The 22,311-nt window shown below is 43.7% G+C and carries 15 protein-coding genes; 8 read left to right on the forward strand and 7 right to left on the reverse strand.

Annotation, left to right across the window (positions count from 1 at the left end; translation table 11 throughout):
* The first annotated feature begins 70 nt into the window (after positions 1-70).
* The 4 genes from DWX84_RS00535 to DWX84_RS00550 all read left to right on the forward strand — a co-directional run bounded on the left by DWX84_RS00535 (position 71) and on the right by DWX84_RS00550 (position 7,670).
* Complete coding sequence (locus DWX84_RS00535) at positions 71-349, forward strand: DUF3791 domain-containing protein (RefSeq protein ID WP_005867148.1); 279 nt, start codon at positions 71-73, stop codon at positions 347-349.
* Positions 343-1,074 (forward strand): DUF3990 domain-containing protein, encoded by a 732-nt coding sequence (locus DWX84_RS00540; RefSeq protein WP_008773742.1) that lies wholly within the window; start codon positions 343-345, stop codon positions 1,072-1,074. Before DWX84_RS00535 ends, DWX84_RS00540 begins: the two co-directional genes overlap by 7 nt.
* 753 nt (positions 1,075-1,827) lie before the next feature.
* Complete coding sequence (locus DWX84_RS00545) at positions 1,828-6,060, forward strand: leucine-rich repeat domain-containing protein (RefSeq protein WP_048927499.1); 4,233 nt, start codon at positions 1,828-1,830, stop codon at positions 6,058-6,060.
* A gap of 5 nt (positions 6,061-6,065) precedes the next feature.
* Entirely contained in the window at positions 6,066-7,670 is a 1,605-nt protein-coding gene (locus DWX84_RS00550) for an InlB B-repeat-containing protein (RefSeq protein ID WP_229103457.1), read from the forward strand.
* A gap of 185 nt (positions 7,671-7,855) precedes the next feature.
* On the opposite strand, the gene rplS is transcribed toward DWX84_RS00550, so the two are convergent.
* From rplS to DWX84_RS00565, 3 genes are all read right to left on the reverse strand, one after another.
* Positions 7,856-8,203 carry a 50S ribosomal protein L19 gene (gene rplS, locus DWX84_RS00555; protein WP_005854040.1) on the reverse strand — a complete coding sequence of 116 codons (348 nt, stop codon included), beginning with the start codon at positions 8,201-8,203 and terminating at the stop codon, positions 7,856-7,858.
* A 137-nt stretch (positions 8,204-8,340) separates the two neighbouring features.
* Positions 8,341-9,357, reverse strand: a complete 1,017-nt coding sequence (locus DWX84_RS00560) for a DUF4249 domain-containing protein (RefSeq protein WP_005854041.1) — start codon at positions 9,355-9,357, stop codon at positions 8,341-8,343.
* A 5-nt stretch (positions 9,358-9,362) separates the two neighbouring features.
* Positions 9,363-11,999, reverse strand: a complete 2,637-nt coding sequence (locus tag DWX84_RS00565; protein ID WP_005854042.1) for a TonB-dependent receptor domain-containing protein — start codon at positions 11,997-11,999, stop codon at positions 9,363-9,365.
* Positions 12,000-12,113: 114 nt separating this feature from the next.
* Here DWX84_RS00565 and DWX84_RS00570 point away from each other — a divergent pair, with 114 nt between their 5' ends.
* The gene (locus DWX84_RS00570) at positions 12,114-15,113 is read left to right on the forward strand and encodes a glycoside hydrolase family 3 N-terminal domain-containing protein (RefSeq protein ID WP_121961005.1); all 3,000 of its coding nucleotides are present in this window, start codon (positions 12,114-12,116) and stop codon (positions 15,111-15,113) included.
* Between the two features lie 47 nt (positions 15,114-15,160).
* A complete protein-coding gene (locus DWX84_RS00575; RefSeq protein ID WP_048927502.1) occupies positions 15,161-16,189 on the forward strand; it encodes a histidinol-phosphate transaminase in 1,029 nt (342 codons plus the stop codon).
* A 63-nt stretch (positions 16,190-16,252) separates the two neighbouring features.
* Here DWX84_RS00575 and DWX84_RS21565 read toward each other — a convergent pair whose 3' ends face one another.
* The gene (locus DWX84_RS21565; RefSeq protein ID WP_005854067.1) at positions 16,253-16,423 is read right to left on the reverse strand and encodes a hypothetical protein; all 171 of its coding nucleotides are present in this window, start codon (positions 16,421-16,423) and stop codon (positions 16,253-16,255) included.
* A gap of 137 nt (positions 16,424-16,560) precedes the next feature.
* Here DWX84_RS21565 and DWX84_RS00580 point away from each other — a divergent pair, with 137 nt between their 5' ends.
* Complete coding sequence (locus tag DWX84_RS00580; protein ID WP_048927503.1) at positions 16,561-17,298, forward strand: 1-acyl-sn-glycerol-3-phosphate acyltransferase; 738 nt, start codon at positions 16,561-16,563, stop codon at positions 17,296-17,298.
* Between the two features lie 9 nt (positions 17,299-17,307).
* Here DWX84_RS00580 and DWX84_RS00585 read toward each other — a convergent pair whose 3' ends face one another.
* The gene (locus tag DWX84_RS00585) at positions 17,308-18,795 is read right to left on the reverse strand and encodes a capsule assembly Wzi family protein (protein WP_005867167.1); all 1,488 of its coding nucleotides are present in this window, start codon (positions 18,793-18,795) and stop codon (positions 17,308-17,310) included.
* Between the two features lie 59 nt (positions 18,796-18,854).
* Positions 18,855-19,856 (reverse strand): alpha/beta hydrolase, encoded by a 1,002-nt coding sequence (locus DWX84_RS00590; RefSeq protein ID WP_048927504.1) that lies wholly within the window; start codon positions 19,854-19,856, stop codon positions 18,855-18,857.
* A gap of 222 nt (positions 19,857-20,078) precedes the next feature.
* On the opposite strand from DWX84_RS00590, the gene DWX84_RS00595 reads away from it, so the two are divergent.
* Positions 20,079-20,840 carry a LytTR family DNA-binding domain-containing protein gene (locus DWX84_RS00595; RefSeq protein ID WP_022191757.1) on the forward strand — a complete coding sequence of 254 codons (762 nt, stop codon included), beginning with the start codon at positions 20,079-20,081 and terminating at the stop codon, positions 20,838-20,840.
* A 253-nt stretch (positions 20,841-21,093) separates the two neighbouring features.
* Here the strand turns inward: DWX84_RS00595 and DWX84_RS00600 are convergent, their stop codons facing one another.
* Positions 21,094-22,233 carry an ATP-binding protein gene (locus DWX84_RS00600; RefSeq protein WP_121961016.1) on the reverse strand — a complete coding sequence of 380 codons (1,140 nt, stop codon included), beginning with the start codon at positions 22,231-22,233 and terminating at the stop codon, positions 21,094-21,096.
* Positions 22,234-22,311: the final 78 nt, after the last annotated feature.

Here is a 22,311-nt window from a genome sequence, read left to right on the forward strand (position 1 = left end):
TTTTGATGTCTTTGTATAACTGAAAGTATTTGCTAACTTTGTTATCTATAACCAGAAAAAGGATAGGGTTATGACTATAGAGGAGAAGCAACTGGAATTTATGATTTATTGCATAGAGAGTACCGCGGAACGATTAGGGCGTTATGGTTCGGATGTATATAATAAACTGAAGGAACTAGGAGCGATCAATGGCTATATCCGCTCTTATTACGATACCTTGCATACGCAAGGGAAATCATATATCGTAGACTCCATCCTAGAATATATTTACTATCGTGATCCTCAATGGCTCCCGGACGGATATAAACCCTTCCGGAGTATTGAAGAGAAAGGGAAAACACTATGTTGACGGTTTATCATGGTTCCACTTGCCGCATAGAGGAGCCTTTGGCTGGGGTTTGCCGGCCTAATCTGGATTTTGGAATCGGGTTCTATGTTACGGACTTGAAAGAACAGGCAGTTCGTTGGGCACTTCGTACAGCAGAGGTACGTCATAAGGATGAGGCTTGGCTGAATGTTTATTCTTTGGATATGGATGTCTGTCGTGTCTTGCCATATCGCTATTTATGTTTCGAAACTTATGATGCTGATTGGTTAGACTTTGTAGTGGCCTGTCGTCAAGGTCGAAATTTGTGGTCAGCTTATGACATGATAGAAGGAGGTATAGCGGATGACCGTGTGATTCGTACGATTGACCTTTATATGCGTGGGGATTATACACGCGAGGAGGCCTTGGCTCGTCTTATCCATCAAGAGCCTAATAACCAGATTTGCATAATTAACCAAGAGATCATAGATCGTTGCCTCTGCTTTACGGAAGCGTTTCTTTTACCTAAAACACCTGCTCCACTTGTTGTCCCTGGTGCGGCTGATACGGTTATGCAGGGTAAATATAGGGGAGTTATCGAACTGCTTGCGTCTCGTTTGCGTATTTCTGCCGATAAAGCATTAGACCTTTTTTATAATAGTGATACTTATAAATGCCTGACATTACGGAACGGAGATTTGCTTTTAAAAAGCGATCTCTACATTCTTGACGAAATCATACGAGAGCTGCAAGATAAGCAGGGCTAGTGTCTTGAATGTTCCAAGGAATGTGGATAGCAGTTGGAAAACTACTTAGTAAGCAGATCTCCATCAGCTTAGTAAGTAGATACCCCCTCTGCTTACTAAGTAGACCCCCTCTTTACTTAGTAAGTAGATGTCGCTCTACTTAGGGAGATGATGTCGGTCTGCTTAGGGAGTTGTTGTCGATAGTTTTAAGGAGTTACTTGTATTCTTGCTTTATAACTGTTTTATTCTTTGAAAGATAAGTCTGCCTTCTTCGTTCAGCGGCGGCGAACGATCATTCGCTGCCGCTGAATAAAGTATATATTAGGTAGTGAGGAATTTCCTATACGGTTCAAGAGACATTTGTTTCGGTTTGTTTTGGCTTTTGTCCTTATGGATTGGATGAGGAATTCTAAATATTCGCATGGATGTTTGCGGGATTCATGGGAAATTCCGTACTTTGTACCGAGCCGTTAGAGTGGAAGCTCGGCGGGTTCGTTTTCGTGGAAAAGGCGTTAAAAGATATTATACCTATATCAGAAATCCCCAATTTCATATCCCGGTATAATACGACAGACGCCCATGCTTGTTATAGTTACTTCGAGAGGAGCATCCTATAATGAAGCGTGGGGCTGCTGTTCGTTACCGGGATAAAGGTATGGGGATACCATGATATAGGTGACGATGGCATAAGCCTCGCGCTTTTTCTTTGTGTAGATGATAAGGAGGAGTTGATGGTTGCAGGGTAAATCAATTATTAATTCAAATAGAATGAGTATGAAAAAACTTTTCTTTCTTTTTGCTTTTCTCGTAGGACTTGGGATAAGTAGTAGTGTATATGCACAATTGGTGAAGGAGGTAACACTGACCTCTACCAATACGCTGGCATCCGAGCTAGGAGCGGATGTGGGCAAGGTAACGAGCTTGAAAGTAAATGGCCTACTGAGAGCGGAGGACTTTAAGACGATGAAGGAGCAAATGAATATGCTCCAAGTTTTGGATATGAGTGGGGTGACGGAGTTGCCGAAAACTGCCTATTGGAATGAGAGTGTACGTGAAGAACTTCAAAGTATTCCGAGAGAGGCATTCCAAAATAAATTAACTCTTCAAAAAGTGATATTCTCGGAAGCTCTTGAAATGATAGATGAAGGGGCTTTCTCGGGTTGCAATAACCTCACGGAATTTGATTTCTCAAAAGCTACTCAATTGCGATCAATAGAATATAGAGCGTTTTATGAATGTTCCGGCTTACGGGATCTTGATTTATCGGCCTGTACGAGTTTAGTTGGAATAAGGAGTAATGTCTTTTATCGTTGTAGTAATTTACAAACGGTTAATTTATCGGGATGCGGAAAGTTGTCGAATATAGGAACCTATGCGTTTCGATATTGTTCCTCTTTGCGGACAGTAGACTTGTCTAATTGTACTGCATTGGCAATTTTGGATTCTTATGTATTTTCCGATTGTTCGAATCTGAAGAGCGTTAGTTTGGAGGAATGTACGGCATTAACTACGATTGGAGAAAGTGCGTTTAATAGTAATTATTCTATCTCTCAATTATCCGATTTCGATTTCTCACAATTGACAGCTTTAAAAGAGATTGGCGAAAGAGCCTTTAGTGGTTGTGCTTTGGCTGGTGATATTGTTTTTGCTTCAGGTATCCAACAACTAGGAAGGGATGCGTTTTATAACAATGATGCTATAACTAGTATCGATTTCAGTAAAAGCACACAGCTTACGGTGATTTCGGAGGGTACGTTTCGTTATTGTCAAAACCTAAAAAAGGTAGATTTTAGCAATTGTGCCTCCTTGAATACGCTGAATATAGGAGCTTTTGACAACTGCCCAGCTTTGGAAGAAGTCGTAATCGATAACGGCTTTTATACTTCTATCGATGGTGTTCTTTTTGTAGTTGATAAAGCAACTTTATTGCTCTATCCAAAAGGAAAGAAGGATGTAGTTTATACCATTCCCTCTAGTGTAAAAACATTGGGAGAGCATTCTTTTCAAATTAATAGATCATTAAAAGAATTGATTATACCAAAATCTGTATTGACGATAAAGGGTGAGACCTTTTGTGGAGAGGAATATCTTCCATTTGCTTATTATGGAACAAGGATAACTATGCAATCTGCTACTCCTATTGGTCTTTCTCAATCGATAGGATTAAAGGATGCTTATGTGTATGTTCCCAAAGGTTCGGCTGATGTATATAGGAACGCTGCATATTGGAACGAAAGTTATATAGTGGAAACTAATGCAGATCCGATATTGATATCTTTGGATGCTGCAGGTACACTTGCCTCAAAGTTAAGTAATCTAAATATATCTGTGTCAACTATTCAGAAACTGATAATTTTAGGACCTATTAATGCGTCTGATTTTGATGTTATTAAGCAAATGAAATCACTTCAAAATATTGATTTAAGCAAAGCAATGATTGAGAATAATTACTTGCCTGATAATGCCTTCTTTCATGATCCAAACCATTATGGTAAGAATATCTTATCTAATTTAGAAGAGGTGATCCTTCCGAATACAATAGAAGAAATAGGGTATAATGCTTTTTGCTCTCTACCTGTTTTAAGCAAGGTGAATATGCCTGAATCTATACAAAGTATAGGGGCTAGTTCTTTTGCGTATTGCCCTAATTTACAAAAAATGGATTTCTCTACATTGTTGGGGCTTCAACAGATAGGACATGATGCATTCTCTGGTAGTTCTTGTGTTCCTGCCGCATTGAAACTTCCGAACAGCTTGGAGGGCATTGGATCATCCGCATTCTCTAATACGGGCGTTATTTCTGTGGACTTTTCGAATACAGCCTTGGGTTATATTGGAAGTAATGCTTTCGCTAATTGTTCGATTAGCGGCGATTTATCATTTCCTGCTACTTTGAGTTCTATTGATAGTAAAGCCTTCTCTTCTGCCAAGGTGTCTTCTATCACATTAAGATCGCCAAAGATGGTTAGTTTGACTACTGAGGATCCTTTTTCTTCTGTAGATAAAACCAATTGTAAGGTCTATGTGACGAAAAATTTGATAGATACCTATAAGGCGGATGAATGTTGGTCTGTTTTTGGCGATAACATTGTCGGATTCGGACAGATAATTACGGCAACTTCTAATGATGAGAATTATGGAAGAATAGAAGGTGGAGGTGCGTATGAGGAAGGAGATAAAGTGACCTTGAAAGCTATTTGCCATGATGATTTTTGGTCTGAAAATTATAAGAAATATGTCCATTTGTTTGATGGTTGGTACGATGGTGATACAAAGGTCTGCGATGATATTACATATACTTATACGGTCGGTAAAGAGGATAAAGTGCTTGTAGGTAAGTTTATACGTATCGATTTTTACCCTGGTTATGATGGTGGTTATTGCATTGTGGAAAAAGTAGGCAATGATGGTAAATCCGTCACGGTTAAGGGTGTGATGTCTACGGATACCTCTAAGAAATTCTGGGGCTGGTTTGATGCGGAAGATTCTTGGAGTGGTCCTTATCAATTTATTTCTTCTGATATAGAGTTGACTATAAAGGCCGGATCTAAAGATCGAATGATTATGCATCGGTTGATCGATTCAGAGCTGTCTATTCATGAGAATGTTACATTCACTGATGGTATGAAAGTCGAAGGTATAGCCGTTCTTCTTCGTTTTGGTAGCCTCACCGTTGAGGGTAACGAGGCTTGGAAGCTGAAGAGCTTCGCTTACTATCGGGACGCTTCCTTGCTGGTCAATTCCGATATACAGGCCGATGAGATCACCTGCAATTGGGATACTTGGAGTAACTATTGGCATTTCGTATCCTTTCCCTACGACTTGAAGATGTCCGAGATCAAGCTGACAAGCAGCGACGCTCGCTTTGTCGTACGGGAATACGATGGCAAGTCTCGTGCCGATAAGGGAGTGGGCGAGTCGTGGCGACAGCTTTCCGATTCGGAGACCTTGAAGGCGAATACGGGATATATCATCCAGTTCAACAGTAACGATGGGTTACCCGATGCATTTACCACCAAGACCGGTGATATGAAAGCTCTCTTTAATCGGGCGAGCGTGACGATTCCGTTGAATACCTACGCTTCGGATAATGCCATGAATGCCAATTGGAACTTCGTGGGGAATCCGTATCCCGCCTATTATAGCGTGGAGCGATTGTTCGCTGATGGATTGGACGCTACGGTGACGGTTTGGTCTCCCGATTTGAATAACTACGAGTATTATACGCAGGATGATAAGGATGTCTATCTGGCACCGCTTACGGCCTTCTTCGTACAAAAGAAGACTTCCAACTTAGTATTCAATCCGGAGGGCCGTGTGGCTGCCCTGCCGAGGGAAACGCAAGCAGCTTCAGCGTTACGTAGTGTGGATAACCGTCAAGTTGTCAACCTGCTGTTGGCAGGCGAGAAGGCAAGCGACCGTACCCGTGTGGTATTCAACGAGGCTGCCTCGCTGGAGTATGAGATCGGTCTTGATGCTGCCAAGTTCGGCAGTCCGAATGCGGAGGCCGCCTCTTTCTATAGCTTGGATACGCAAGGGAATCGATTGGCTATCAACGAGCGTCCGGTAGCGGATGGCGTGGTACGCCTTGGATGTGTCCTGCCTGCTAAGGGAAGCTATACGATCTCATTGAAAGAGAGGATTGGCAAAGGTATTCAGTTAGTGGATAAGCAGACGGGTGCCGTATGCGACCTGAACCAAGAGGCTTATACCTTCGAGGCCGAGGCTGGAACCCTCTCTGACCGCTTTGAGCTGAGAAGCGATGTGGTGACTTCTGTTGAGGCAATCGATGCGTCGATTCGCTGGAACGTGCGAGAAGGCTTGTTGATCGTGTCCGGCTTGCGTGATGTGGAAACTTTGAGTGTATGCGATGCGGCGGGTCGTATTCATTTCGCTGGTAAAGTGACGGATGGTGAGGTACGTATGGCCCTACCTCAGTCTGGTATTTATTACATGACATGGACGACAAAAGCGGGCGAGCGTCAGACTTGTTCCATTAAATGGTAATCGCTATGAGAAAACGATTGTTTCGATATATTACGATGGCTTTGTCTCTTTGGATCTTCCTCGGAGGATCCATCGGGCAAGTCTATGCGCAGGATGAGTTCAATCCGACTCCTCCACCGGAGCCGGGGAAACTAACGCTCTTACTCTCCACGGATCCCCACGGATCCGCTTATTTGGAGCAAACGAATCCCTCCGGCATTTATGATACGGGTACGGAAGTAACGGTACGGGCCTATCCGCATACGGATTATGAGTTTGTGGCTTGGCAGTCCGCTGATGGAGAAGAATTGTCCGGCCTCTCGGAATATACCTTCACCCTTACGGAGAAAAACGCTCGCTTGATTGCCAAGCTACGTTTTAACCCGAAGGAGAATCCATCGGAGCCGGGAGATGGTTATTATAATCTGATTACGACCGTCGCTCCTTCCATGGCCGGATGGGTAGAACAGAGTGGCCAAGGTATTTATGAGAATGGCAAAGAGGTGACACTTATCGCCCATGCTTATCCCGATTATGTGTTCGACCATTGGGAGAGCGATGGGAAGAATGTATCGGAAGAGACAACCTATCGCTTCACCATGCCGGGCAAGCATGTGTACCTGCGGGCCGTGTACGACTGGAAGCCGCAAAGTCCTATCGAGCCGGAGATCGGGTATTGCCTTTACGTAAACACTTCCGATCCGGAGGCCGGCTATGTATCGCAAAGCGGAAACGGTATCTATGAGTTAGGGGATGAGGTGACCGTGATCGCCTCGCCTACGAAAGACTATGACTTTATCGGCTGGTATGATGAGGCGGGTATGTGCCTGTCTACCGACATCTCTTATACGTTGACTATTAGTAAGCGAACCACTACGATCGAGGCTCGTTTCAAGAAGAGAGAGGCACCGGTGGATGAGGTGGAGATCGTACCCGGGCCGAATCCGGATGATCCTTCATCTACGGAGAAAGGCGGCGAGGTGGAAGTGATAGGCGAAGCCATTCCCGGCCAAACGGTCGAGATCATCGCGATGCCGAAACCGGGTTATGCTTTTGAAGGTTGGTATTTGGATGGCGTGTTTATCCCGGAAGCGGAGATGAGCCATGAGATCTTGATCGGTAAAGATATGGGTAAGCTAGAGGCTAAATTTCGGGAATTACCCGTTGACTTGGAAGTAGAGGGTGGAGAGAACGGTTGGGCGGAAGTGACTCGCTATCGAGGCGATGTCATTAACTTGAAGGCCGAGCCGATCGTAGACCATACCTTTATGGGATGGTACTTGCTGGATCAGTTATTGTCGAAAGCCTTGCATTATGATTTCGATGTCAATATCCTACGTGCGGTCTTGCCCGCTATTCGTGCGGTGTATACCAAAGGTACGGTGGCCAATGAGACGATCGCTAGGGAGGAACTAGTCACGATCGCTTTCTCCGGGAACCAACTCTGCGTGACTGCTCGCCAAGCGATCCGTAGATTGATGGTTTATTCGTTCGAGGGGGACTTATTAGGTACTAACGGCCAAATGGAACAAGGTGATATCTATCGCTTATCCATACGTAGCCCCTTACTTCTCGTTATCGAGGCAACGGATGGTACTCGTATCGTCTGTAAATTGTCCTCCGGACGGTAGTCCGTGGCGTGATTTGGATATATGATTCTTTCAATGCCCATTCTAAGGTTCTTATAATGCCCATCGTAAGCTCCTTTGAATGGGCATTGTTAGATGCTTACGATAGGCATTGTAAGAAACGATAAACAAAAAGCCATCCGGCATTCCGCTGGATGGCTTTTCGTATGGCAATAGAATCGGAGAGATTAGACTCTCTTTTCTTTGATTCTTGCTTTCTTACCGGTAAGGGCACGCAAGTAGTACAATTTAGCACGACGTACTTTACCGACTTTGTTAACCGTGATGCTTTCGATAAACGGAGATTCGATCGGGAAAATTCTCTCTACACCTACGTTCTCAGACATCTTACGAACTGTGAAACGTTTTTTGTCGCCGTGACCGGAGATACGGATAACAACACCGCGATACTGCTGGATACGCTCTTTGTTACCCTCTTTGATACGGTAAGCTACCGTGATCGTATCACCACTCTTGAATGAAGGAAGTTCCTTCTTCGTAGCGAACGCTTCTTCTGCAATCTTAATTAAATCCATTGTTTATAGCTTTTTAATTGTAATTTATAATGAAACGCAATTTAACGGGCTACATTTCCCGACAGAGATTACGTAAAGCGGGTGCAAAGTAACGAAATAAATATTTGATTCGCAATAGATAGATGCTTTTTTGCTCGCTATTTGATTAAATCTTTTATGTCTACCAAGGATTCAAACCATTGACATCCACCAGCGATTCCCGTTCCTCCTTCCACATTGCTGTAGATTCGGACAGGCTCGGCCAGACCTACATTCGTAAGTCCGCCCATGATACCTTCATTCTTGATGTTTTGTAAAGATAGCAGATATTGGTAATAGGGTTCGGACAGGGAATATAAACGAATATGGCGTTTGGTATAATATTTAGTATCGGACCTAAGTTGTTCTTTTACTTGCAACGTGTATTCCTTCCCGTCGAACAGCTCGTCGGAAAATACCCGTCCCCGCCAATTTACCATCGAGGAGCCGAAAACCTCATCCAAGATACCTTGTTGCTGCGTGAATACGGGATCTACGGAGAAGTCCAACAGGACACCAAGATGGTCGTCATCTCCCCATATCTGTAGAGAATAGTAATTTGATTTACCCGGGGTATCTTGGAAAGTGATTTGATAGATAAGCACATCGTTTTCTTCTATGTAGGAGATATTCCCATCTCCATCGACAAGGGTACCGCCGTTGTCGGTAGCTTCTTTACGGGGAATTATGCGCAGGCCTTTGATTTCGGTCTTGGAAGGAATCTTATCTTCCGCCGAGGCTGTTCCATATTCCGGGGTGGAAGCTACAATCTTTACGGTTTGTCCGGGCTGTGGAACCGTATTCGATATATAAAGCGTATCTGTTACCCATCCACCTCGATCCTCTCCGAGCCAACGAGAAGATTTCCAATAGGAATATTCTTTCCAAGGCATCTCCTCCTTGAAGATCCCGTCTATGTATAATTCCACCTTGGCGTTTCGAATCGTCACGTCCGGCTTGCTCTCTGAGTGAAACCATGTGCGGGATATGCTGGCCATTACGACTGTATCCGGCGAGAAGGCCGAGTTGATCACCATTTTCGGTGTAGTACGATATTCCTCTAGGTCAAACTTCCTGTAGCAGGAGGTTAGGAGCAGGCTGGATAATAAGATTGATAAATAGAATATAGGTTTCATGTTCTTTAGAATTTATAAGTATATGATATAGACGGAATGATCGGTAAGAGCGATAACGTCTCGAAATAATGGCTGTAGTTTATCCAAGACCGCTTATGGATAGTTATCGGGTTCATCTGGCAATAAGCGTTATATACGCTGATATTCCAGATACCGAGATGGCCGTTCTTTTTAGGTCGATAAATATTAATCCCCAGATCTAAGCGGTGGTAAGCGGGGAGACGTACGTTATTACGCTCCGTGAAATAGTCCAAGCCTCCTTCCGGTAAGAGCGGAGGGACAGGAGTGAGGCCCAAATCCTCGTAATTCTCGAATGCCACCGTAACCCGGTTTCCGGTCATGAAAGTCCAGCTTCCTGTTAGTTCCAATTTCTCGTTGATCTTCCAGTTTGCGACGATATTCAGCTTATGGCGGTTATCGTATTTCGCGGGGAAACGTTTGCCATTATTAATCTCGTCGAACTGCCGGTCGCTCCACATTAGTCCGTATCCGATCCATCCTGTTATACGCCCCGTCTCTTTCCGGGCGATAAACTCCGCTCCATAGGCCCACCCCTTACCGGCGGCCAGTTTCTCCTCCCAACCGACGAACGAGGGTAAGAAGTTGTAACCATCTTTATAATCCAGTAAGTGATTCATCCATTTGTAATAACCTTCCACCGAGAAGGAATAGTTCTTGTGCAGATTGTAATAAGCGCCAACGGATACTTGATCACTCACCAATGGTTTTAATTTCTTGCTGACCGGCATCCACATATCGGTAGGGAGACTCATATAACTTTCGCTAATCTGATGTACGTATTGATTCATCCGGGCGTATGAGGCCTTAAGGCTTAGATCCCTCGTGAGCAGGAAGCGTACGGATAAACGAGGGTCTAAGGAGACATATGTCTTCTTTTGTATATTGTACATGTTCAGGCGTAATCCGGCGTTAGCCCGGACAATGGGAGATATCGCCCAGTCATCTTCGGCGAAAACAGCCAACTCATTCGCTGAAAGGCGCTCGTCTCCGGTAGTTCGTTTGGTCGGAGACAAATTCTCGGAGGTCTTTTCCTCGATATATTCCGGGCTGAAACGATGGTAAAGATAGTCGGTACCATAACGGATATGATGTGCCAAGGTAGGAATATAGTCGAAGTTCGCATGGACTCCGAAATCATTGATACCGTTTCGGGTTGAGGTCTCGATAAACCGTGAAGAATAATCTTTGTCACCCTCGGTTCCGTAGTATTGTGAAGTCTCTTGTTTTAGTTTGGATTGATAATGGGAATAAGCCAAGGTGACGGTACCGAACATCTTGTTGTTAAACACATACGACCAGCCGGAAGACAATGCGATGTTACCCCAGCGCATCTTTCCAAAGTCCTTGTTCTCGAAAGGGGTTATATTATCACCTACGGAGAACTCAGAACTTCCTCCTTTTAGGAAATCCTGTCCGAAATAGAAATTAACGTAAGCTTGGCTCCGGTCATTGATATGGTGGTTCACTTTTAGGTTCAGATCGGTAAAAGCATAGCGTGCGCTGAATTTCTCCCCCTTCTTTTTCTGAATTTTATTGTAGATCGCCAAACCCGGTGCGGATAAGGCATCCAGCCAAGAGCGACGGAAGGAGGCGTTGAACGAAGTCCGGTCTTTAATGATCGGCCCTTCGAAATTTAAGTTACCGGAGGTCAATCCTAGCATAGCACTACCATGGTACTCTTTCATATTGCCATCTTTAGTATGCACATCCACTACGCTGGAAAGCCTTCCCCCATAGCGGGCGGGGAAAGCGGATTTATAAAAATCCACATCTTTCAAAGCCTCGGCGTTGAAAGCGGAGAAAAGTCCTCCGAGATGATTGACCTGATACAGTTGGATTCCGTCTATCATATACAGGTTCTCGTCTCCATTCCCCCCACGGACATACATCCCGGCTAATCCTTCCGTTCCGGCTGATACGCCGGGTTGGGTTTGCAGGGCTTTGATCACATCAGCCTCACCGAATAAGGTCGGGATGGTCTTGATCATCTTCCGGGTTATTTTAATCGTTCCCATCTGAGGGGCTTGTATCGGGTTTTGTGTGTCATTACTACCGGTAACGACAACTTCGGCCAATGCCTCACCGCTTTCCAGCAGAATTTCCATCACGGTATCCCGTTCGAGCGGTTGGAATGTATGTGAGAAACGTCCGTATCCGATGTAGGAAGTCTCCAGACGGACTACCCCGACCGGTAAGGTTAGACTGAAGAAACCGTGGTTATTGGTAGCTGTGCCCCTTTGTGTGCGAGAGTCATAAACGGAGGCCCCGATTAGATATTCTGTAGTCGCTTTATCCCGTACGAATCCGCTGATGGTTACTGAGCGGGGGAGTTTCTTCAAGATGATGTGGGTACCGTTTATCTGATAAGACAGAGGGAGCTTTTGGAATAGCCGGGTAAGGCATTCCGATATGGATTGGTTATCAGATTTGAATGTAATCCGGGAAATACCTTTGAGAATAGAAGGATCGTAGGAGAATGTCATGCCTGTTTGATGCTCTATTTTTTTCATGATTTCTTGGATCGGTTCTTGTTTAGCCTCGATACTGAGAGTCGGCGCCTGTCCCCAAGCGCTTGATTGAAAGCCGAAGATAATCAAGATTATGAGTAGTATTAGCTTCATGAAGTACTTCCTTTTTTATTACGAGACAGGAAAGATAGTAAAAACCCCTATCACAATTCACGTTACTATTGCGATATTTTCTTATTTTTGGAGAGTAATAATGATAATGTTGTGATGAGACAGATTGGTATCTTGCTTTTGTGTTGTATTTCCCTTTTATCGAGTGGGGCGCAAACAGTCCCGAACCTTTATCGTGCGGTGGATCAGGAAAAGATGAATCATTGGGTTGATTCCGTGTTTGACGCTATGAGTTATGATGAACGGATCGGGCAGTTATTTATGGTTATAGCGAATCCTAAATCCGATAACCGGAATATGCAACGGCTTATGCGTTACGTGAACGATATCAAGATCGGGGGCATCTTATTCCATAAAGGGGATCCGGTGACGCAGGCGGAGGTGACCAATCGTTTGCAAAAGGCTTCCCGGATTCCGATGTTGGTCTCTTTGGATGGGGAGTGGGGACTTTCCATGCGATTAAGTGGAACCACCCGTTTCCCGAAAAACATGATGCTAGGCGCTATCGAGGACAATGCCTTGATCGAGGAATATGGAAAAGAGGTGGGACGGCAGTGCCGGGAAATGGGAATTCATATAAATTTCGCTCCGGATATGGACGTGAATAGCAATGTGGATAATCCCGTGATCGGCCTGCGTTCGTTTGGCGAGAATCCGGAGGCTGTGTCGGAGAAAGGTATTGCTTACGCAAGAGGATTGGAAAATACGGGCATCTTGTCTGTCTCCAAACATTTCCCCGGACATGGAGATACTTCCGAGGACTCGCACGAGACATTACCCGTCGTGCGCCATAACCGGGCCCGCTTGGATAGCGTGGAACTTCTTCCTTTTAAACGTTATATATATGATGGGTTCGGCGGGATAATGACGGGACATCTTTACGTTCCAGCTTTGGATAAAAGTCATAAGCCGGCTTCTTTCTCCAAGGCGGTAGTGACGGATCTATTACAGAAAGAACTCGGTTTTCAAGGTCTGTGCTTTACGGATGCTTTAGCGATGAAAGGGGCTTCCACAAAGAAAACGGATAATCCTTCGGTGAAGGCTTTGCTTGCGGGGAATGATATCTTGCTCGCTCCGGCCGCTCCAATCAATGATTTTACGGCCGTGAAAGAGGCTATTGAAGAAGGGGTATTGGATCTGGAAGCGATCGAGGCCAAGTGCTTGAAAATATTAAGGTACAAATATATCGCTGGATTGAATGCCTATAAGCCGGTCGAAACAAAAGGCTTATCGAAACGTTTGAACTCTCCGCATGCGGCATGGATGGCGGCGAAGTTGAATTCGGAGGCTATTACTGTTTTGAAGAATGAGGATACGATCTTACCTCTTAAACAGTTGAATAAGAAAAAGATCGCAGCGCTCTCGATTGGAGACGGGGTTGGTAATGAGTTCCAGAAAATGCTGGGCGAATATGATTCGATCGCTTGCTTTAGTATCGGACGGCGTTCTACGGCTACCCAAGTCCAACAGGTTTATAATAAATTGCAAAAATACGACGTGATCATTTGTGGCGTGCATACGATTCGCATTCCCGAGAGTTTAGCGTTGAGGCAGTTGGCTGCGAAGAAAGAGTTGGTCTATACTTTCTTTACCTTACCATATGCTTGTAAGGAATATAAGAAGTCGATCGAGAAGGCGAAGGCGGTCGTGTTGGCTTACGAGGGCACTCCCTTAGCGCAGGAATATGCGGCCCAAGTGATATTCGGTGGTATTGCGGCGAAAGGGAAACTTCCGGTTTCAATTCCGGGATTGTATTATGCGGGTACTGGTATTTTTACGGAAAAGACTCGTTTGGGGTATCACCAGCCAGAAGAGGTGGGAGCGAATCCGGACCGTTTGGATGTAATTGAGTCGATCGTTAAAGAGGGATTGGATGAGAAGGCTTATCCCGGATGCCAAGTGTTGGTTGCGAAGGACGGCATGATTATCTATAATAAATCGTTTGGTTATTTTGATTACGAAAGTAGGCAGCCGGTCACGGAGGCGTCAGTTTATGACTTGGCTTCGGCATCGAAGGCGGCGGGGACTTTATTGGCAGTCATGAAAGCGTATGATGAGAAGAAATTCACCTTGAACAATAAGATCTCCGATTTTATACCGGAGTTGAAAGAGTCTAATAAAAAGGATTTATCGATAAAAGAGTTACTATATCATCAATCGGGAGTGACTCCAACTATTAATTTCTATCTGGATGCTATTGATAAGGATAGTTATAAAGGCAGTTTATATAGTTCGGCGAAGAACGCCACGCACCCGGTTCGTTTTGACGCTAAAACGTATGTCCGGAATGATTTTAAATATCTTCCGGATATAGTATCAGATACACGGAAACCCGGATTTACGACTGAGGTAGCCCGTAATTTCTATGTGAGTGATTCCTTTAAAGATACGATCCTTCAAGATATCAAGAAATCCCGTTTGGGTACGAGAGGTAGGTACGTATATAGTTGCGTGAATTTCATTATGCTGAAAATGATGGTGGAAAATCTGATGAAATCTCCGATGGACCAGCTTCTTCGGGATGATTTCTACAGCGGGTTAGGGGCTTGGCATACCACTTATAATCCGTTGAAGCGAATGGATACCTTGCAAATTGTACCTACGGAACAAGATGGATTTGTCCGCCGTCAATTGCTTCGCGGATATGTGCATGATGAGGCGGCCGCTTTTCAAGGGGGTGTTTCTGGAAACGCCGGATTATTTTCGAACGCGAATGATCTGGCGAAGGTGCTCCAATTGATGCTAAACCAAGGGACTTATGGCGGCGAGCGCTATCTTTCTTTGGAAACCAGCCGTTTGTTTACACAAAGCAAGAGCCCGACTTGCCGTAGAGGGCTAGGATTTGATAAGCCGGTGATTGGTAATCCGAAAGCCTCGCCTTGTGGGGCTTTGGCTCCCGCCTCGGTCTATGGACATACAGGATTTACGGGTACTTGTTTTTGGATAGATCCGGATAACCAGCTTATTTATATATTTTTGAGTAACCGGGTGAATCCTAGCCGGGCAAATAATAAACTGGGATCGCTTGATATACGTACTCGCATACAGGATGCGATCTATAAGGCGATTGATAGGAAAAGCCAAAAAGATTCGTAATTTTGTGACAGTTTTAACAGATAAGGTATTAATTAAAAAGCAGGTATATGTTATACGGACACGGTGATGATTTTTATAACGCAAAGAACGAGGTAAAGATAAACTTTAGCTCGAATGTGTGGCACGGAGCTAATTTAGATAAACTGAAGGAACATTTGATCGAGCATTTTGATAAGCTGACTCGTTATCCGGAGCCGGATGCCGCTACCTTGAAAAGATTGTTGGCCCGCCGGTATGAGATCAAGGAGGAGAATATCGTAGTGACGAATGGTTCGATCACCGCTTTTTATTTGTTAGCGCAAGCTTGGCGAGGTGCGAAATCCATGATCGCTATTCCTTCTTTCTCTGAATATGAGGACGCTTGCCGTTTGCATGAGCATGAGATCTCTTTCTTCCCGACATCGGACGATTTATCAGAGTTATCCTTGGAGGGACAGGATTTCTGTTGGATTTGTAATCCGAATAATCCGGATGGAAAGCTGATCCATCGTACGGAGCTTCTCCGTTTGATCTCAGCGAATCCGCAGACTACCTTCATTATTGATCAGGCATACGTGGCTTTTACGACGGAAGACATGCTAAAGCCGAGTGACGTGAAAACGCATAAGAACTTAATCCTTGTCCAGTCTATCTCGAAGGCTTATAATATCCCCGGCTTGCGTATCGGTTATCTGGTCGCTTCTCCGGAGATCGCGGAGAAAGTGAACAAGTATATCATACCTTGGTCGGTAAATGCTATCGCTATCGAGGCAAGTAAATATATCTTGATCCATCCGGCGCAATTTACGTTGCCGATCCGTAAATGGCAGCGTGAGACCGCAGATTTTATTTATCAATTAAGTAAATTGGATGGCTTGGAGGTAATCCCGACCTCTACGACTTTCTTCCTTGTCCGTTTGAAGAAGGGTACAGCCGCTGATTTAAAGCAATTCCTTTTAGATAATTACGGAATCTTGATCCGTGACGCTTCGAATTTCCGGGGCTTGGATGAGACTTATCTACGGCTCTCTACCCAGAAGGCTGATGAGAACCAGCTTTTACTTGAGGGGGTAAAGATTTGGTTGGAGCAACAATAAATGAAAAAGGGCTATTTATCGAATAGCCCTTTTTCATTTCCTTTTAAATCTAAGTAGCGTGTATTATTCTACTCGTTTGTTGATTACGATATGACCAAAATAGCCAAGGAGAACCAATCCCAGACCTGTAAGTAGAATACTATTTGTCATACCACCAGTAAAAAACGGTACAGCCAAAACTGCCGCACCAATAATGAGTACGATCACTCCTAGATTTTTAATTAACTCATTCATGGTTATAGATATTTTATAATTATTTTCTTTTCTACCGCAAATAAAGCAATAATAACCCGATCGTGAAAATATTTTCGGAGAAAAATAATGAAACGATTGAAATTAGCTTCTATATTTGTGTTATAATATAGTTACGTATGGGAAGAATACTTTACATAGTTTATTTGTGGCTGTTTTTTGTACCTGTATTTCTGGTACTGACTATACTTACGGCTGTGACGGTTATCATCGGTTGTCTATTGGGGGGAGAGAAAATCTTCGCTTATTATCCGGGTATGATCTGGTCTCGATTGACTTGCTATCTGGCGCTTTGTCCGGTGACGGTAAAAGGACGTGAGCATATTAACCGGAAACAATCGTATGTTTTCGTCGCCAATCATCAAGGTGCGTTTGATATTTTCTTGATATATGGTTTCTTAGGCGTTCCCATTAAATGGGTGATGAAAGCGGGTATCGCTAAGATTCCGTTTGTCGGGGCCGCTTGCCGTGCCGCTGGTTTTATCTTTGTCGATAATTCTACGCCGAAGGCTGCCGCTCGTAGTGTTTTGGAGGCGGAGCGTTGTCTTCGGAACGGGGCTTCCGTGGTTGTTTTCCCGGAAGGTTCGCGTACGTATACCGGGAAAATGATTCGTTTCAAGAAAGGGGCTTACCAAATGGCTCTGGATCAGCATTTGCCTATTATTCCGATCACCTTAAACGGGCCATTTGATGTCTTGCCGATCGGGTCGTTGAATGTCCATCGTCATCGGATGGAGATGGTGATCCATCCGGCGGTTTCTACCGAGAATATAGACACTTCCCACAAAGGAATGCAAGCGTTCGCTGATCAGACTCAAGAAATCATAGCATCTGCCTTGTGGGAAGAATATAAATAATTTAGGTTATTATTTCCAGCTTTTCAAGATGCCACGTTTCGCTACTTTCAGGCTGAATCCGAAGTTATCGCCGAACATGGAACCGGCATCAGCTGCCAAAGACCCTGTAAATTCCCATCCCGATAAACGGGGATGTTGATAAGAGATATCTAAAAGTCCGGAAGCTCCTCTTTTCTTGCTAAGGAAAGGGGTGGCATGTCTACCCCAACTATTCATCACGGTGACTAATACCCGATAAGATACTTGTGAGGAGATAGCGCCTTCCGCACCGAAATGCCAGTCACGAACACGATTGTTCTTGAATCCTAATGAACCGGCCTCGTTATACTCTGGGCTTGTGATCAGAGGAGAACCTATCGCTCGGTTAAAATAAGAGGCTCCGGTAGTGTATTCTCCGTTGTTATAATAATCATCACCACCGCCACCTACGCCGGGATGTAGGTCGTGATCAAAATCGATGAAGTGGAACTGTCCGCTTTGGTCTCTTGTAACCAGATACTCCACGACCACCTTACGCAACCACGGGAATTTTGGTAAATCCAATTGTCCTCCCCATAATCCATCGGTATTGTTTACGAATATCATACCGGATTTATCCTCGAAGAAATGTTGGTAATAGGCGGATACTTGCCAGTTAGGTTGTGTAAAAGCCAATTTGAAATCGTAAGAGCCATAATGATTACCCAGTACGTTGATTTGATCGGAGACTGTTGCGTCGCCACCACCTTCGCTGCCGCAAATAACCCGGATAAGGTCCTTGATGGATTGAGGCTGCTTTCCGATCTTAGGATTGGTTGAGGTTCCTCCCCATTGTGCCCAATGCTGTACTCCGATTACGCCGGATAACGGGAAGTCATTGCGTGTATCCTTAATCTGTACAAATAATGATTTATGATGCCATAAAACGTTATCTACATAAGTCTGCTTATTGTTTGTGAAGTTAGCCAGATAATCCTTGTCGAAAGAACGACCGACGGCAAAGTCTCCTTTGACTTGCATCCAGCCTTTCGTTAAAGGAACGACGGTAAATTCCGGTATACTGATGTTCACTTCCGGAATCGGGCGGGCATTGGCAGATTGTACGATATCGCCCGAGCTAAGCCAACGATCCCAAAGAGAATTATAGCGTTCCTTGCTTCCTACACTCAATAGCAAGCATTTGTAACCTAACTCGGCATATATTTGTTGGATAAAGAAATTGCGATGACGAGGAACTGCGGCCACTACGTCTAATCCGGCTCCCCAGCGAAAACCTTTGCCAAAAGTTTGATTATGGAATACTCCCGCATTCAAATATCCGTTATTCGCTTCCAAAGGAACAATTCCGTATCGATTGCTAACCATCCAGAAAGGGGTATTATCGCCACTAGCTACCGATCCGAATATCTCGGCCTTATAGGTAGTCGCTTCCGGAGTTGTCTCTTTTTCTTGAGCGAAACTAGCCGTTGCCATCCCCAGACAGGTCAGACCTATAAAAATTGATCGCACTGATTTCATGTATATATAAATGTTTTGTCTGGGCGCAAAGGTAAGGATTTATATGTTTGGTGCAACCATTATTGTTTCTTTAACCACTCGAATATAGTTTGATAGGCATCGTTCCGATAGGGCTTTTGAGATAGGATCAGATCGTGGATGCCGTTTGGTATGGTATCTCTCGTGACTTTGTCTCCTAGTTTCTCCCCGTATTTTTGAATGTCTTGAACATCCAAGACGATGTCGGAGGTCATGTATTCCTCATGCCATGTCTCTGTTTCCGGAAAAGATTTGTTGGAAGACATCACTAGTATCGGACAATCCAGTTTTAACCCTTTTTGTACCGTCTGTTGCGCTTCTTGTATGGCTTTGATCCATCCGGCTTTTTTCGGATGCCCGAATATCATTTTCCAGTTCGTGTCAAACTCCCATTCTCCTTTATATTGCTTAAGCAAGCTATAAGCGTAATTCGGGTCACCCAGTCCTTGTACGGTAAGATTCGGGAATAGCCTCCCGACAAACGCAACGGTTGGCAGTACGACTTTCTCCATGAACCATCCGAAATTCCAATCCAGAAAAGGGCTGTTCAAGATAAGCCCTTCTACCGGTAACTCCCCTTTTTTACTATTCAAATAATAAGGTGTGATCAATCCGCCTGTAGAATGCGCCATTAATAATATCCGCTCGTTGCCTTCAGACCGGATGGTGGCTAAAGCGGTATCGATATCAGCGAAATACTCTTTTAGGCTCTTGCAAAAGAACGGGTTTTGATTGGGCAATATCGAACGTCCGTATTTCCGCAAGTCCATCGCATAGAAATTATATCCGTGAGCGTTTACGCTATCCCCTAATTGTTTCTGGAAAAAATAGTCATTATAGCCATGGATATACAGCACGGCCTGTTTTACGCTATCCAGTTGAGGTTTCTTGACCAGTGTGCAAACCACCTTCCCCTCATAGTCATCCGGCATCTGGAAGGTACGGCGTAAATAACCATCTCCCAATACATCGGGTACGTATTGGGCATATACCTCGCATAAAATGAAACAGAGGAATATAATAAGATTTATTTTTCGAGACATAAATATATTGTTTCTATTTTATAACTGTATTTGCAAAGATAGGGTTTATCAATCAATGGTAATTAACCAAGATCATAAAATAAAAAATGACAGATAAGCATGAAAAACGCAAGGATAAACGTAAATATTGCAACTTATACGTAAAAAGCACTATTTATGGTAAGTCGTTAATTTTTTATCTTAACAATAAATATTTTACTTTGTTGGAAAATGGAAGCGTGTATGGAACCGGAAATAACAGTAATAATCATAGATGATGACCTTGGATCGATTCAAAAATTGCAAAACGATCTATTGGCTTTCTCGGAAATAAGGATATTGGATACAGCGACAACGGCTGAATTGGGCAAGAGGCATATTCTTAAGTATCAACCGGATTTGGTGTTTTTGGATGTGGAACTTCCGGACATGTCTGGCTTTGATTTGCTGGATGATATACGGGATGATATTCTTCCGAACTTGAGAGTCGTTTTCTATACGGTATACGATAAATATATATTGGATGCCCTACGTGCCTCTGCGTTTGATTATTTGTTAAAACCTTATTTAATTGATGAGTTAGCGGCACTCATCGAACGTTTTCATACGACAGAACCTGCGGATGTTGCCTGCATGGAGAGATCTTTGCGGAAAATATTGAATCGGGATAGTCGATTTGCGATCCAAACCGTTTCGGGTCTTTTGTTAGTCCGTTGTGAGGAGATATTCCTGTTTCAGTTCTTGGGAGACCAGCGTTGCTGGCAGATTGTCTTGACTTCCCGTACTACTCATAAACTAAAAATGAGCACGACAGCGAAAGATTTGTTGTCTATCAATAATACGTTTGTTCAAATAAGCCAAGATTGCATTGTGAACTTGACTTATTTGATGTTCATCGAGAATAAGACCTTACGATGCGAGTTCTATCCCCCCTTCCAAGAGGAGGAGAGGATCGCCTCGCATCGCTATTTTAAACAACTGAGAGAACGGCTGGATATTATTTGATGGTTACTCTTCTTTTCTCCCTAATTTTATCTGTTTTGCAGGGTGTAATAGGCTTCTGAAGTGAATAACTAACGGCTTGTCGAGTGAATAACTAATCACTTGAGAAGCCTTTTGCAAGCGATTAAGTATGTTGTCTAAATGATTCATTTTCACCGCATAAGGAATTTACATTTCAAGTCGTAAATTATTTACTTCAGTAACGGATAGTGCCTACTAAGATTTGCTTATTTTCTGACATTTACATACAAGAGAGTCAATATATTCTAGCCATCCAATCCGCGAAAAAGTAGTCATATACCCTATAAAAGCCATCTTCCTGTGTTATCAAATCATTTTTCAACAGAGGTTTGACCGCAGATTGTACAGAACTGGCTGAGGGTAGCTTGTATTTTTTGATAAATGCTGATGACGTGAGACCTTCTGCTCTGCCCTCTTTGGCGATAGCTTGTAAAACAAGTTTTTGTTTGGGAGCAAGATTGGCAAGTAGATCCTTGTAACTACTTTCTTGTGTTAGAATCACATTCTTGCGGGCTATTTCTATCTTATCCATACTACAACGCTCACCCTCTTCGGTCAATGCGAAAAGTTCGTTCATTATCATTTGCACAAACCAAGTATAGCCATCGAACATCCGATAAACTTCTTCTATTACGGATTTGTCAATAAGCTTTCCCCTTTGCTCAAAAAGCCGGTTGGCGAACTCCACATAGATATGAATGGGTATTGGCTCAAGTCCTATACTAATAGCGCTTTGATAAAAAGGCTTGGAAGAGGAATTAAACATATTACTCATCAAATGGCGTTTACTGCCGGAGAAGATAAACATAGTCTGCTTGCATTGTTGAATCTTGGTTCGCAACAACGCTTCTACATTTTTCTCCTCATAGCCGCCAATTTGTTGGAACTCATCGATCGCCACGATACATGGTTTATCTGCGGTCTCTAGATAAGCGAAGATCTCATCAAGTGTTGTTTGTGGTGCTTGAATGTCTCCTAGCCCAATATCAAAACAAGGTTCTCCGGTTACCATATCCAGTTTAAAACCCGCACGCAATGAGGTTATGATTTGAAAGAACCGTTCCGTCCAAACCGTTTTCTTTGGCTTCAATTCGTCATAGATGGCTTTTCCTAATAGATATACGAACTCTGTTAATGAAGTAGTGGCATAAATATCCACAAAGAACGCATGATAATTTTTTTCTATCGATTCTTGACGAAAAAGATGTTGGATCAATCCGGTCTTACCCAAACGGCGTGGAGAAATCAATGCGACATTACGTCCGTTCTCAATCTGTTTAATCAAGAAGCTTGTCTCTCCCTCACGGTCACAAAAATATTTGTCTGATACATACCTACCCACGACAAAAGGATTCATCATTGCGATTGTCTCCATAATATAAATACATTTTATTGCAAATATAATAATTATATCCATAATAAAGAAAGGAAACGGTATGTTTCACTTGCACGT

The organism is Parabacteroides sp. AF21-43, from assembly GCF_003635435.1.
Classification (GTDB): Bacteria; Bacteroidota; Bacteroidia; order Bacteroidales; family Tannerellaceae; genus Parabacteroides; species Parabacteroides distasonis.